Genomic DNA, 13,040 nt, shown 5'->3' with positions numbered 1-13,040 from the left:
GTCATTTTCCCGTTGCCACGCGTTGCCGTTTCGGCTCGACGCCTTCTGCGCCACGCTTCTGGTTTGCGATCTCGGATTCGCGCTTCATGTCCCAATCAACGCACCAGTCGGAGCAGTAGCGCTTGTTGGCGCCGTCTGTGGTGATGCGGATCGGCGACCGGTAGAGCAGAATCCCGCAATTGTCGCACTTCGTGTACTCTTCGAGGTAATAGCCGTTGTCTGAGAACTTCATCGCGTTTGCCTTTCCGAAACGTGGAGGTTGCCGTAGTCGTCTACGAGCAGCTCCTGGTCGGGATGCAACACGACCAGGGACACAGCCTCTTCGATGACCGCCGGGCCTTGGATCGTGTCGCCGGCCATCAGTTCCTCGCGCCGATATATCGGCGTGTCGTGGCGTCCTTCGTCATAGCCAACGGACCGCATTGAAATCGGCTTCGGTGCAAAGCTTGTCCTGTCCAGCTTTGGCACCTGTGGTTTCGAAAGCCGTTTGACTGCCGTTACGTTGAAGTTCACGATCTCGATGAACTCACCAGGAATGTTGAAGCCGAAGCGCTCGTCGTGCGCCTTGTCGAAACCGGCCCACAGCTCCTTCGCAGTGGCGTCGTTGAACGTGGTGAACCGGAGGGGTAGAGAGAGCTCGTAATTCTGGCCGTGATATCGCAGTTCGACGCGGCGCTCGACGCTGATATCGCCCTCGAAACCCTGGGCGTGGAGTTGTGCCAGGCAGTCGGCCTCAAGTTCCTTGAGATGCTGCGTGGCGCGACCGTGGTCCATGCGATTCGAGGTCATCTGCACCGTCCGCTGGCGGTCGACACGAGCGTCCGTCGCGGTAAATCCGAACGCCGAGAACTGACCGGGATGGACCGGGATGATAGCCCGTGACATCGAAAGGTCTTTCAGCAGATCGCATGCATGCACCGGCCCGGCCCCGCCGAAGAACATCAGCGAGAACTTGTCGGGTGACTCACCCTTTTCAACCAGCACACTGCGGATTGCGCCAACCATATTGTTGTTGACGATCTTGATCACCGCCAGGGCGGCGTCATCGACACTGAGGCTGAGGCGCTCGGCCAAACGCTTGACACCGGCGCGCGCGCCATCGGCGTCGAGCGCCACCGTGCCACCAAGGAAATTGTCGGGGTTGATGCGGCCCAGCACCAAGTTTGCGTCCGTCACTGTCGGCTCGGTCCCTCCGCGACCGTAGCAAATGGGGCCGGGGCGCGACCGGGCGCTTTGCGGACCGACGCGGAGCAGCCCGCCCTTGTCGATCCAGGCGATCGAGCCTCCGCCGGCGCCAATTGTACGCACGTCCAGCATCGGCACCTGGATTGGAATGCCCCATTCCACTTCGAAATCGGTTGTGAGCGAGGCGGTGCCGTTCACAATCAGCGAGCAGTCGGTCGACGTGCCGCCCATGTCGATGGTGACGAAGTTCTTTTCGCCGGTCACGCTGCCTATGAACTGCGCCGCCACCACACCACCTGTCGGGCCCGACAAGGTCATCTGGACCGGCGCCTCGCAGGCTCCTGCGACGGTTGTCTGCCCGCCATTCGATTTGGTCACCACCACGCGGGCCGCCCCGACTGCCTCAGCGATCCGGCTCTCGAGCTCGCCGAGTTGATCGGTGACGATCGGCTTCACATAGGCGTCTGCTATTGTTGTCGAGGCCCGCTCATATTCCTTCCATTTTGGCAGAACATCGTAGGAGATCGAGATCGGCAGGTCCGGAAAGCGAGACGCGAGATAGTCGCGGACCGTGATCTCGTTCTGGGGATTGATATAGGAAAACAAGAGGCACACCGAGATCGCTTTGATATCGCCCTGTTCGGCGATGCGGTCGGCGACGCGACGCAGGCTATCCATGTCCAGGGGAAGGATGATGTTGCCCTCGCAGTCCACGCGTTCGATGACCTCGAAACTGTTGGCGCGCTGGAGCAATGGCTGCGGCTTCACCCAGCGTGAATTGAAATGGAAGCGGCGATTGCCGCGCTGAATGAAGGGGACGTCCCGAAAGCCCTGGGTGGTCACGAAGGCGACGTTGGCGCCATTGCGTTCCAGGATTGCGTTGGTTGCGATGGTGGTCCCCAAGCGGATGCCGGAGATCTCGTTGCGGCGCGGAAACTGCTTCAGGCCGTTAAGTATGCCGTCGGACGGATCGCCTGGCGTCGAAAAATCCTTCCAGACGGTCACTTCGCGGCTCTGCTCATTATAGGCGACGAAGTCGGTGAAGGTGCCGCCGACGTCGATACCCAGTATGTAAGACATGTCGTTCCTTTCCTGCCGGTGTGGGCAAACACGCCCGCACAGGTGGCATCAATCTTCGTTCGGCACGTTTATGCCGGCCATGAGGTGAAGCAGTTCGCCCTCGTCTATCTCCGATGCCCGGACCGCAGCGACGATCTTGCCGCGCCTTAGCACCAGGATACGATCGGCGGTGGTGAGCACGTCGCTGAGCCGGTGGCTGATCAAGAGGATAGCGACGTTGCGTTGCGGCAGGCGCCGAATCAGCTCGAGTACCGGCTGGCCGGCCGAGACCGACAACGCGGYGGTCGGTTCATCCATGATGACAAGCTTCGGCTCATAGGCGACCGAACGGGCGATGGCGACCATCTGGCGCTGACCACCGGACAGCGCCGTCACTGGCTCGCGCAGGTTCGGCAGCTTGACTTCAAGCATGGTGAGAAGCTGCTGCGCCTTCGCCATCATGACGTCGTGGCTCAGCCGGGCGTAACCCAGCACGCTACGACGGGTTATCTCGCGTCCGAGAAAGATGTTGGCGCAGATATCGAGATTGTCGCAGAGCGCCAGGTCCTGATAGACCATTTCCACGCCGTGGTCGCGCGCCCAGGTGGTGGAGGAACTCTGAACCGAAGCGCCGCCGATCCGGATCTCGCCAGAGGTCGGTGGTACATCGCCCGCGATCATCTTCGTCAGTGTCGACTTTCCTGCGCCATTGTCGCCGACAAGTCCAACGATCTCGCCGGGGAATATCTCGAAGCTGACGCCCCGCGTGGCCTCCACGGCGCCATAGTTCTTGCGCAGATCGCGCACTGAAACGGCCGACGCCGACGTTGCTGAAGTGCTCATCTATGCCTCCTCTGTGCCGCGTGATCGGCCGACACAGCAACGATGAGCAGACCGCCGGTGATGATCATCTGATAGAAGGTGTCGACCCCCGCGAGGCTGAGCCCATTGTTGATACTCGCCATGAGTAGCGCCCCGATCACGGTGCCAAGAACCCTGCCTTCCCCGCCAAAGAGGGAGGTGCCGCCGATAATTGCCGCGCTGAGAGCGCTCAAATTGACGAATAGCCCAACGTTCGGGGGTCCAGCGTCGAGCCTGGATGTCTGTATGATTGCTGCGACCGCGGTGAGCGCGCCCATCAGCCCGAACAGCGCCAGGACCATGCGGTTGACGTTGATGCCTGCGCGCTTCGCCGAGGTCGGGTTTCCACCGATGGCATAGACGTGTCGGCCAAAGCGCGTGTGGCGCGCGCTATACTCCATCACGAATACCAAAAGTGCCAGGAACGCCAACGGATAGGGAATGCCGTTGCGGGTGGCAAACACCCATGCCGACAACGCGGCGGCGCATAGCGACAGTGCCAAGATGACCAGATTGACGGCGCGCCGCTCATATTTCTGGGGGCCGAGCAGCGCCGTATATGCGCGCACCCACCCGTGGAGATAGATGGCCGCGAGTGCCAGGATGATGACCAGGCTTATGGTCGTTGGGATTTCGCCATTGGCGATTTCATAGAAGGTGTCGCCGGCGCCCGACAACGTTTCGGCGCCCGACAGGACGTAGGCAAGGCCGCGTAGCCAGGAAAAGCCGGCCAGGGTGATGATGAAGGAGGGAATGCCAAGCGTTACGCGCAATCCGCCCTGGAGAAGCCCGACACCGACACCAACCAGAAGCACGATGAGGATTGTAAGATAGGCATCAAGCCCGGCCTTCTGCAGCAGCAGCATGCAGAGCACGCCGCACATGGCAAGCAGCGACCCGACCGACAGATCGATTTCACGGGCCACTAGCAGCCAGCACAGGCCTGCAGCGATGATGGCGGTTATCGCCGCCTGGACCGCTAGATTGGACAAATTGCGCGGGCTGATGAAGACGCCGGTCCAGACATGAAAGCCTATCCAGATGGCAAGCGTCGCCAGGATCAGAATGATGATGCGCCAGTTGCTTCGTTCCGCTTCGAAAGACTGCCTCGAAGGGGCGGTTGCCGCGACATTTTCCGTCGACATAGCCGTTTCTGCTATTTTGGCGTTCATGGTCCAGTTCCTGTTCAGGCGGCGAACCATGGATTGTGTCCGCAAAAGACATCCGGCGCGCAAGCCCGTTGCTGAAGTGGCAGGTCGAGCGCTCGAGTGGGAGGCTTCTCGAGCGCTCGACCTCGGACCGGCGGCTGGGTCCGCCGGCTTGGATGGCCGTTAGAGTTGGTCCGCCCCGGCCGGCCATTTGTCCTTCGGAATGCTGTCGAGGATTGCCTTGCTATCGACGTAGATCGGGCTATACGCCTTCAGGTATTCGACCATGTTGTCCCGGGTGATATTGCGGTCCTCGACGGGAACGTAAGGCAGTGTCACACCATTTCCGGCATCGTAGGTTTCAGAAATACCGAGCGCCTCGCCCCTGGCCAGCTTCGCGCAAAGCTCGCCGGAGATCTTGCCCATCTGATCGAACAGGGTGAAGCTCGACAGTGCCATGTTGCCGAGCAGGATGTGTCGGCAGCCCTCGATAGTCGCATCCTGGCCGGTCACGAACGCCTTGCCGGCGAGCCCGACCTTTTCGAGCGCGCCGATGACGCCGCCCGCCATGCCGTCGTTGTTGCAGAGGAAGCCCGCGATGTCGTTGTGATTGGCCGTCAGCGAATCTTCCGCTTGGCGACGCGCCGCGTCCGGATCCCAGCCATCGTGAAACAGGTGGCTGACCACCTTCAACTCGCCCTTGTCGATCAGCGGCTGCATGATGTCGTAGTAGCCTTTGGTAATCTCTTCGGCCACGGTGTTGCCTGCCTGGCCCGAGGTCACCACCCAGTTGCCCTTAAGCACACCGGCGTCGAGCGCTGCCTGAGCCGCCTTGCGACCAACACCGCGGTTGTTGCGGGCCACGTAGACATCAACGTCCTTTGAGGGGATCGCGGTGTTGTAGGCCAACACGGGCACACCGGCACGCTTGGCTCGCTTTGCCATGTTGACGCCAGCTTCGGCGACCACCGCGACAATGGCGAGCGCATCTACGCCCACGGTAAGCAGGTTCTCGACATCAGCAAGCTGCTGCTCCACCTTGAAGTCCGCTTGATTGACGATCGGCTCGAAACCTGCAGCCTTGACGGCCTGCTCAAAGCTCGGCCTGTCCAAATTCTTCCATCTCGGGACCGTGAACGTCTCCATGGCGAACCCGATCTTGCCGGTGCCGGCTGCCGAGAGCTTTCCCGTGCCGCCAAACGTCGCGATGGTAGCGAGGCCTGCGCCGGCACCCAGAAATCCCCGTCTGGACAGGTTGAAATTTCCTTTCATGGTCATTCCCTTTCTTGCGGTTGAACGCTTATCTTTAACGTTAAAGGTATTGATTTTCGGCGACACCTGTCAAGGGCTTTGTTGCGGCTTCGCTCTTTCGGCCCTTTTTTTCAAAAAGATCGTTTAATTTAGGGTACTTAGCGTAAGTTCCGGACTTTGCGCCCACTGTAGAATTCGAATTTATCGTTAAATGCATTCACCATTCAGAGGAGGTCCATACCGCAAAAATCCTCCTGAGATTGCCTCGCAGCGCCGGGCAGTCTATTTAACGCTACAAGTACCCCGGGAAGGGATTTGATGGCTGGCCGGAAGATCAGAGATCAGGTGACGCTGAAAGATGTGGCGGCGGCGGCTGGCGTGTCCGTCATGAGCGTGTCCAACGTCGTCAATGAACGATGGGACCTGGTGAGCGAGCGGACACGCGCCATCATCGAGAACGAAATCAAGCGTCTTAAATACCAACCCCAGCTCGCCGGCCGCTCACTTAGGACTGGGCGGACCAACACGATCGGCCTAATCGCGCTGCAGGGCAGCGACGACAGCATCCGCTTCAACCGCAAGAATCAGGCCGCCATAGCTGGATTCCTCGAAGCGATCAGCGGCCAAGGCTACACGGTCTGTCACGTGGTTCGCAGCCACTGCCCCATCGAGACCGCCATCGGATCACTGGCGCAGCGTCTGGACGGCGCCGCCCTTTTGGTCGACGAGAGCCTGGAGATCCGCAAGAAGGATATTGCGGTTCTCGCTAGTCTCGGCATCCCGATTGTCGAGATCCAGGGCCTTCGCCTGCACGATTTGCAGGACTGCTGCTCAATACATGAAAAATCCGACGCTCAGATCAACGGTCTCGCGGCCTTCATGGCAAAAGGGCCGCCAGGTCCGGTTTTCTATATCCGCGTGGGCGACAGCGACCGCCGAGCTCTGCGCCGATACAAACTGCTGCGGGCCAATCCGATGCTTCGGCACTTCGAGTTCGCCGAGCCCCTTGGCATCATCGATTTCTTGTCGCAGAGCGCCACCGCGACGGTCTCCAACGTCTTTGTATCCAGCGAGATCGAACTTGCTGACGTGGCGCATGGCTGTGTGCTGGCGGGGCGACCAGACGTGCTTGGCCAACTTGTCTGCCTTGATGCAGAATCTCAGAACGAAAGGCCGGACGGGGCAGGCATTCCGGGATTGCAATCGGTCGCATTCAGGGTCGGCACGGTGGCTGGCACATCCCTCCTGGGACGGCTCAACACGAGCGCCTTCACCTACCGGGACATAGGCGTCGATTGCCGGCTGGTGCTGCCTGACCGCGCTCGATGGAGCAGCGGTCGAAGTTTGCGTGTTGTTTGATGCCCCGATTACCGTCGTTACTTTTTCTAACCAATGATACCCTGGAAATGAAGCTATAAATCAATATTAGCGGAAAAATTCAATGAGCAAACGGAATGGAATTGAGTTAATAATCTATTTTTCAATTGCAATCTCGCTTCTACTCTTAGCTGTTTACCTGGGGCACGAAAACGGCGCACGCAATACTGACTCCATATGGCCTCTTGGGTCGGGTCACTAGGTGCTAGTCCCTATGATTGCTGGGCCTGAGGGCGGCCCGTCATCCGATATGCAACTGTACGAGCGTTAAGCCGGCTGGCCGGCGCAGAGCGCCAAGACCGCCGCTTGCCAGCTGACTCATCGGCGTCATACGCGATCGCGTATATCTCCCTTGTATACGTGATCGCGTATATATCTCTTTTATACGCAATTCCGTATATTGACGATTAATACGCGATCGCGTATATTGCAGACGTGGAGACTCATCATGACAGACCAGATCGCTCGCAACGAAAAACAGCTCGGGGCCATTCTGCGCCGCGCCCGCAAGACCGCCGGGCTCACGCAAGGCTCGCTCAGCAACCAGATCCACCTGCGCCAGGGTACGGTCTCCCGCCTCGAGGCCGGCGAGCCCGCGATGCAACTCCGCACCCTGATGGCCGCCCTCGCCGCTCTCGACCTTGAACTCGTCGTGCGCGCGCGCAGCAAAGGCAGCTCTGCTGATATTGAGGATCTGTTCTGATGGCACGGCGCCGGGCTCACATCCCCTTGAATGTCTTCCTGAACGGGCGCCTGGTGGGCGTACTGCGCAGGGAATCGACGGGCGCCATCGACTTCCAATACGCCCGCGAATGGCTGGACTGGCGCGGCACCTTCCCGATCTCACTCTCGCTTCCCCTACGGGAAGACCGCTACATCGGCATGCCAGTGACCAACGTCTTCGACAACCTGCTTCCAGACGATGACGCCATACGCAGGCGTGTTGCCGAACGCGTCGGCGCCGACGGCACGGACGCCTACAGCATGCTGGCTGCGCTCGGCCGTGACTGCGTCGGCGCGTTGCAATTCCTGACCGATGGCATGGATCCAGGCCCTGCCGGCAGTGTCGAAGGCAAGCCGGTCAGCAACGAGGACGTCGCAGGGATAATCGAGAACCTTGCTGCCGCTCCGCTGGGCCTCGGCGAGGATGAGGACTTTCGCATCTCGATTGCCGGAGCGCAGGAAAAGACCGCGCTGCTGCGCAAGGACGGAGGCTGGTTCAAACCGATCGGCACGGCAGCGACCACCCATATCCTGAAGCCGCAGATCGGCCGGCTGCCGAACGGCATCGATCTCTCCAACAGCGTCGAGAACGAGTATCTGTGCCTTAAGCTGCTGCAAGCGTTTGGCGTTCCCGCGGCACAGGCAGAGATCGCTGACTTCGGCGAGCGCCGTACCCTGATCGTAGAACGCTTCGACCGGCTCTGGGCCCGCGACGGCCGCCTCCTGCGCCTGCCGCAGGAGGATATCTGTCAAGCGCTGTCGGTGCCACCGACGCGCAAGTACCAGTCGGATGGCGGTCCCGGCATGCGCGAGATTGTCGAGCTTCTGAGGGGTAGCGATACGCCTGATGAAGATATCGCCACCTTCTTGCGCACCTGCATCTTGTTCTGGATGATTGGCGCGACCGACGGCCACGCCAAGAATTTCAGTATTTTTCTCGGCCCTGGCGGACGATTCCGCATGACGCCGCTTTACGACGTGCTGACCGCGCAGCCCAGCCTTGATACCGGACAAATCCCGCGCAAAAAATTCAAACTGGCAATGTCGGTCGGCAAGAACAGGCACTATTCGGTACCTGACATCATGCCACGCCACTTCCTGCAGACCGCTGACATTGCCGGTGTGGGTACCCCTGTCATGCGCAGAATTTTCGATGACATTGCTGAAAACGTGGAGAAGCAGGTCGACGAGGTGATCATGTCGCTGCCCCGGGGCTTTCCTGAACAACTGGTCGACTCGGTCAAGTCGGCTATCGGCAAGCGGGCGGCCCTCCTCGCCGATAACAAGGCTGATGCCGGCGATTGATCACGGTGCGACGAACCGGCTGCCGGGACTTGCTCGCCAGCCGCGGCTGATCATCATCGCCGTCATCGGTGCAACAACATTGTCGCCCCGTGACCGCCAGAGGCGTCGCGCATACCCACCATCATGATGAACAGGGCATCGGCCTCCAAGCCAGCCGTTTATTGGCCTGCAATCCGTCAGGGCGGGTTTTCGCTGTTGTCCATCGGATTGATATCCTCGGAAATCTCCTGTCGCAGTTTCGGCCCCTTTGCCAGCCGCCTGCCCAGGGCCGTCACGAAGGCCTCATAGCGTTCGGCCGCCTTGGCGCGCGCGGCCTGGGCGGCGGGCTCGGGCAAGGCCGGCGTTGTCGCCAGCCAAAAGCGGACAAACACCGCCAGTGTCTCGACCGCAATGCCGATATCGCGCTCCTGCCTGGCCAGGCGTCGATCGACCTGATCGAGACGTTTGGCGATCGCGGCCTGTCGCGCATGATCGTTGCTGATGGAGAATGCCTTTGGGCGATCGTCATTCCGTCCTCGGCGTAGAAGTCGAGAAGTGCTGGCGAAACGGATGTCAGCTTGAGCCGCTGCTTGACGACGTTGACCGAGATGAAGAAAGCAGCTGCAATCTCCTCCTCTGTCATGCCCTGGTCGAGCAAATCCTTGAACGCCCGATATTGGTCCAGCGGGTGAAGTGGCGCGCGTTCGATGTTCTCAGCCAGTGACACTTCCGCCGCCAGAATTGCGCTGGAAGAACTGCCGACGACACATGGCACCGGCGCTGTTTTGGTAAGCTGCTTCTGCTTAACTAGCATCTCGAGGGCGCGATATCGGCGGCCGCCAGCTGGCACCTCGAACATCCCCGTCTCTTGGCCGTCGGCATCAACCACAGGACGAACGTGCAGGCTCTGGATCAACCCGCGGCGAACGATCGAAGCAGCGAGGTCGTCGATCGAGACGCCTGCCTTGATGCGACGCACATTGGACTGGCCGAGCACCAGCTTGTTGAAAGGGATATCGCGCGAAGACGATAGCGTGATCTTTTGAACAGCAATGGTCATTTAAGTTCTCCGCGACGGGCCGCCGAGAGCCTCTCTCTCAGCCTTGAACCCGTCACAAGACCCCTCCAACCCTCTCCCTCTCCTGCCTGCACAATCCGACACACCGGTGATTGACAGCCGAGCGCGCACGCCTGAAGGCATGTCGGCCTGAACGTTGTTTCCGCTTGAACCGATGGTTGAAGCGGATCGACGAAGTGCGGCTGGCACTTATGGCTATGCCGATCGGCGGGACGGCGCATGCGCTGGTCCGGTCAGCGAAGGTTATGCCGCCAATCTATCGTTGCCTGCGCCCGACTCGACGGATGCTTCGGCCTCCACCGGCAGGTGGCCAAGAAGCCAGTCGGCCGCCTTGCTGGCCTGGCTGGCGGCACGGACGATGGCGCGATTGTCCTCGCGCAAAACCTCCAGCCATGAGCCGATATAGTCGGCGTGCCGAACCGTTGGGACGATGCCCAGGGCTGCACAACAGAACGCCGCGTTGATTTCTGCCACGAGCTCTTCGAACGCATACTTCCTGGAGGCGGTAGAGCCGGATAATTTGCGGTCCAGGCGTGAACTGTGGCCGGTTGCATGACCGAGTTCATGCAAGGCTGTCCGATGCCAATTGATCGGCTCGAAGTAAGCTTGGGGCGGAGGCACCTGTATATAGTCGTGGGCCGGCGCGTAGAACGCCCTGTCGCCGCCAATATGAAAGTCGATACCGGTGGCCTTGATCAGCGCCTCGACGCGCGGTTCGATCGGGCTTGCCACCGGCAGCGGCGCCGAAGCTGCGACTTCGTCAGGTAGCCCTTCACATTGCTCGATGTTGAAAACGGTGAAGCGCTTGAGGAACGGGATGGCTTGAGCATGCTCGCCCGTCTCGCGAGCGCGCTTCTTCTCGTGATCGGGGACAAAACGATCGGCATAAACGACCGTTGTCCCGCGCTCGCCTCTACGAACATTCCCGCCGAGCGCGAAAGCCTGTCGATAGGTTATCCAACTCTGCATTGGGAACCCGCGTTCAACGACAGCGCCCCAGAGGATAAGCACGTTGATACCGCTATACGCGCGATGCGTGCTGGCATTCTTCGGCAGGGAAAGCGATGCGTTTGCCGCGGAAGTCCCCCATGGCTGAACCCAGGGAAAACGACCCGCTTCCAGCTCGGCAATTATCTTGCCGGTGATCTCGTCGTAGAGGTTCGAACGGTCGGCGGCGGCATGGGTTCGATTGATCGGGACAGACATCGCGGTTCTCCGCGACGGGCGCCGAAGGCCTCTCCTTCCGCTTTCAACCCGTCGCGAAAAACCCGCCCACTCCTCTAACTCTCCGTGGGGAGAGCCCCTGCTCTCCCGACCAAATGAAAAACGGCGTACAAAGCGGAAGCACCGAAATGTCCGTCATAGCGATCAAGTCAGTTCGGTGCTGGAGCACGTTCGTGGCCCTGAGACCGGTTCAACAGGGCGGCCGAAGGAGCATCAGCATAGCGCCGCCGTGAGGCGGGATGCGGGACCGACCGCCCCCGGCGAAGGGCGCCGGATCGAAAACGATCGGTGTCGGTGCCGACCGTCGCTGTGCTTCCGACGGTCAATTTCCAGTACGCCCACTCGCCGATCAATCAATAAACCATCCTATTTATACGCCCTGACCGCAATTCACCGCACCGTTTGGTCGGGTCCCTTCCGGCTGTGGCTGGTACGATCCAGATATTGATCTCTGAATGGAAGCCCGCGCACAAGGACGAGCGCATGCGGCAGCGAGATCATGAGAAGCGACACCCTTTCCTATCCTCCTCGGGGTCTCTCACGCGAAGAAGCCGCCCGATATGTTGGCGTGGGCATAACCAAATTCGACCAGATGGTTGCTGACCGTCGCATGCCGAAGCCGAAGAAAGTTGACGGCCGCGTGATTTGGGATCGCCTTAAACTCGAAGCGGCGTTTGCCGAACTACCTGGAGACGATGATGAGAATATCGTCGACTTCCTGTTGCAAGGGAATCACCGCAGGGAATAGATTCATTCTGCATGACCGACAAATATCCCGGCCTATCCTCCTACACCGATCGCCACGGAAAACTACGCTGGCGCTATCGGACGAAGGAGCGTTTGGTCAGTCTGTCTGCTCCCAATCAACTGGGATTCAAGGAAGCGTACCAGGCGGCGGTCGAAGGCCGGAAAGTCCCCAAGGCCCCTGTCGTCCAAATGCCTGGAGCCGACCAAATCGAGTGTCTGGATTCGTTACGAAACGGTCTGCAATTTCAGACTATCTTCTCAACCTTGCGATTTCGATATAGCGGCGGCGTAATTCCATAGCGACGGCCCCGGGCTTCCCACCGCCGATAACACGGCCATCGATTTCCACTACCGAGAGGATGAATGTCGAGGCGCTGGTCAGGAACGCCTCCCTTGCGGCGAACGCGTCCTCAAGGGTCACCCGCCGCTCAGCAAGTCGGTATTCGCCCTCGTTGGCTAGCGCCAACACTGCCTGTCGCGTGCAGCCCGGCAGGACGTGTTGCGAATTCGGCCGCGTTATGAGTTCGCCGTCTTCAGTAAGGATGAAGAAGGACGACGACGCGCCTTCGGTGACGAAGCCGTCCTCAACCAGCAGCGCTTCTTGGCAGCCTCCCGTTTTCGCCGCCTGCTTTGCAAGAGCCTGAGCGAGCAGACCGGTCGACTTGATGTCGCGCCGCTGCCAGCGGATGTCAGGCGCACTCTTCACCTTGATGCCGGTTTTGGCTGACGGAAGGTTCACGATGTCGCGTTCCTGACAGAACATTACCAGGCCCGGCTTCAGATCGGCGCTGAAAGTGAAGTCGCGTGGGGCACTTCCGCGCGTCACCTGAAGATAGATGGTGCCGTTCGCCAGATTGCAGCGCGCCACCAGTTCCTTCTGCAGGCGTTCGATTTCTTTGATTGGCCTCGGTAAAGGAATGTCTAGGGCTGCAAGGGAGCGCGCCAGCCGCGCGAGATGAGCGTCTGTATCCACGAGGCCGCCGTCGAGGACGGCGGTGACCTCGTAGACGCTGTCCGCGAAAAGATAGCCCCTGTCGTAAATAGACACAGTGGCCGACTCGGCCGGCACGAACCGGTCGTTAACAAATGCTACCGCCGTCATG

General features: G+C 60.1%; 12 protein-coding genes and 1 pseudogene. 4 read left to right on the top strand and 9 right to left on the bottom strand.

What is annotated here, in order from left to right:
- Position 1 precedes the first annotated feature (1 nt).
- The 5 genes from AC1D2G_RS20335 to AC1D2G_RS20315 all read right to left on the bottom strand — a co-directional run bounded on the left by AC1D2G_RS20335 (position 2) and on the right by AC1D2G_RS20315 (position 5,591).
- Positions 2 to 232 carry a hypothetical protein gene (locus AC1D2G_RS20335; protein ID WP_224620531.1) on the bottom strand — a complete coding sequence of 77 codons (231 nt, stop codon included), beginning with the start codon at positions 230 to 232 and terminating at the stop codon, positions 2 to 4.
- Positions 229 to 2,265 carry a hydantoinase/oxoprolinase family protein gene (locus AC1D2G_RS20330; protein ID WP_477416166.1) on the bottom strand — a complete coding sequence of 679 codons (2,037 nt, stop codon included), beginning with the start codon at positions 2,263 to 2,265 and terminating at the stop codon, positions 229 to 231. Before AC1D2G_RS20330 ends, AC1D2G_RS20335 begins: the two co-directional genes overlap by 4 nt.
- A gap of 48 nt (positions 2,266 to 2,313) precedes the next feature.
- Positions 2,314 to 3,087, bottom strand: a complete 774-nt coding sequence (locus tag AC1D2G_RS20325; RefSeq protein WP_477416164.1) for an ATP-binding cassette domain-containing protein — start codon at positions 3,085 to 3,087, stop codon at positions 2,314 to 2,316.
- Entirely contained in the window at positions 3,084 to 4,277 is a 1,194-nt protein-coding gene (locus AC1D2G_RS20320) for a sugar ABC transporter permease (RefSeq protein ID WP_477416162.1), read from the bottom strand. Before AC1D2G_RS20320 ends, AC1D2G_RS20325 begins: the two co-directional genes overlap by 4 nt.
- 159 nt (positions 4,278 to 4,436) lie before the next feature.
- The gene (locus tag AC1D2G_RS20315; protein ID WP_477416160.1) at positions 4,437 to 5,591 is read right to left on the bottom strand and encodes a sugar ABC transporter substrate-binding protein; all 1,155 of its coding nucleotides are present in this window, start codon (positions 5,589 to 5,591) and stop codon (positions 4,437 to 4,439) included.
- A 231-nt stretch (positions 5,592 to 5,822) separates the two neighbouring features.
- Between AC1D2G_RS20315 and AC1D2G_RS20310 the strand changes: the two genes are divergently transcribed.
- The 3 genes from AC1D2G_RS20310 to AC1D2G_RS20300 all read left to right on the top strand — a co-directional run bounded on the left by AC1D2G_RS20310 (position 5,823) and on the right by AC1D2G_RS20300 (position 8,909).
- A complete protein-coding gene (locus AC1D2G_RS20310) occupies positions 5,823 to 6,863 on the top strand; it encodes a LacI family DNA-binding transcriptional regulator (protein WP_477416158.1) in 1,041 nt (346 codons plus the stop codon).
- A gap of 466 nt (positions 6,864 to 7,329) precedes the next feature.
- Entirely contained in the window at positions 7,330 to 7,584 is a 255-nt protein-coding gene (locus AC1D2G_RS20305) for a helix-turn-helix domain-containing protein (protein ID WP_477416156.1), read from the top strand.
- Complete coding sequence (locus AC1D2G_RS20300; RefSeq protein WP_477416154.1) at positions 7,584 to 8,909, top strand: type II toxin-antitoxin system HipA family toxin; 1,326 nt, start codon at positions 7,584 to 7,586, stop codon at positions 8,907 to 8,909. The genes AC1D2G_RS20305 and AC1D2G_RS20300 overlap by 1 nt, the downstream gene beginning before the upstream one ends.
- A gap of 176 nt (positions 8,910 to 9,085) precedes the next feature.
- On the opposite strand, the gene AC1D2G_RS20295 is transcribed toward AC1D2G_RS20300, so the two are convergent.
- The 3 genes and pseudogenes from AC1D2G_RS20295 to AC1D2G_RS20285 all read right to left on the bottom strand — a co-directional run bounded on the left by AC1D2G_RS20295 (position 9,086) and on the right by AC1D2G_RS20285 (position 11,172).
- Entirely contained in the window at positions 9,086 to 9,460 is a 375-nt protein-coding gene (locus tag AC1D2G_RS20295; protein ID WP_477416305.1) for a hypothetical protein, read from the bottom strand.
- Positions 9,421 to 9,948: pseudogene (locus tag AC1D2G_RS20290) on the bottom strand (ParB/RepB/Spo0J family partition protein); the annotation flags it as partial. The gene AC1D2G_RS20295 and the pseudogene AC1D2G_RS20290, both read right to left, overlap by 40 nt.
- Before the next feature lie 261 nt (positions 9,949 to 10,209).
- Positions 10,210 to 11,172: an ArdC family protein gene (locus tag AC1D2G_RS20285; protein ID WP_477416152.1), complete on the bottom strand. Its 963-nt coding sequence runs from the start codon at positions 11,170 to 11,172 to the stop codon at positions 10,210 to 10,212.
- 517 nt (positions 11,173 to 11,689) lie between these two features.
- On the opposite strand from AC1D2G_RS20285, the gene AC1D2G_RS20280 reads away from it, so the two are divergent.
- Entirely contained in the window at positions 11,690 to 11,938 is a 249-nt protein-coding gene (locus AC1D2G_RS20280) for a hypothetical protein (protein WP_477416150.1), read from the top strand.
- A 249-nt stretch (positions 11,939 to 12,187) separates the two neighbouring features.
- Here the strand turns inward: AC1D2G_RS20280 and AC1D2G_RS20275 are convergent, their stop codons facing one another.
- Positions 12,188 to 13,039: a D-amino-acid transaminase gene (locus tag AC1D2G_RS20275; protein ID WP_477416148.1), complete on the bottom strand. Its 852-nt coding sequence runs from the start codon at positions 13,037 to 13,039 to the stop codon at positions 12,188 to 12,190.
- Between the last annotated feature and the right edge of the window lies 1 nt (position 13,040).

Source organism: Mesorhizobium sp. P2_C7 (assembly GCF_056404515.1).
This window is presented reverse-complemented; position numbering and strand designations above follow the sequence as displayed.

Bases quoted from the DNA above. Each gene is read 5' to 3' on its own strand.
- AC1D2G_RS20335 (WP_224620531.1), bottom strand. From the start codon at position 232: ATGAAGTTCTCAGACAACGGCTATTACCTCGAAGAGTACACGAAGTGC.
- AC1D2G_RS20330 (WP_477416166.1), bottom strand. From the start codon at position 2,265: ATGTCTTACATACTGGGTATCGACGTCGGCGGCACCTTCACCGACTTC.
- AC1D2G_RS20320 (WP_477416162.1), bottom strand. From the start codon at position 4,277: ATGAACGCCAAAATAGCAGAAACGGCTATGTCGACGGAAAATGTCGCG.
- AC1D2G_RS20310 (WP_477416158.1), top strand. From the start codon at position 5,823: ATGGCTGGCCGGAAGATCAGAGATCAGGTGACGCTGAAAGATGTGGCG.
- AC1D2G_RS20305 (WP_477416156.1), top strand. From the start codon at position 7,330: ATGACAGACCAGATCGCTCGCAACGAAAAACAGCTCGGGGCCATTCTG.
- AC1D2G_RS20300 (WP_477416154.1), top strand. From the start codon at position 7,584: ATGGCACGGCGCCGGGCTCACATCCCCTTGAATGTCTTCCTGAACGGG.
- AC1D2G_RS20285 (WP_477416152.1), bottom strand. From the start codon at position 11,172: ATGTCTGTCCCGATCAATCGAACCCATGCCGCCGCCGACCGTTCGAAC.
- AC1D2G_RS20280 (WP_477416150.1), top strand. From the start codon at position 11,690: ATGAGAAGCGACACCCTTTCCTATCCTCCTCGGGGTCTCTCACGCGAA.
- AC1D2G_RS20275 (WP_477416148.1), bottom strand. From the start codon at position 13,039: ATGACGGCGGTAGCATTTGTTAACGACCGGTTCGTGCCGGCCGAGTCG.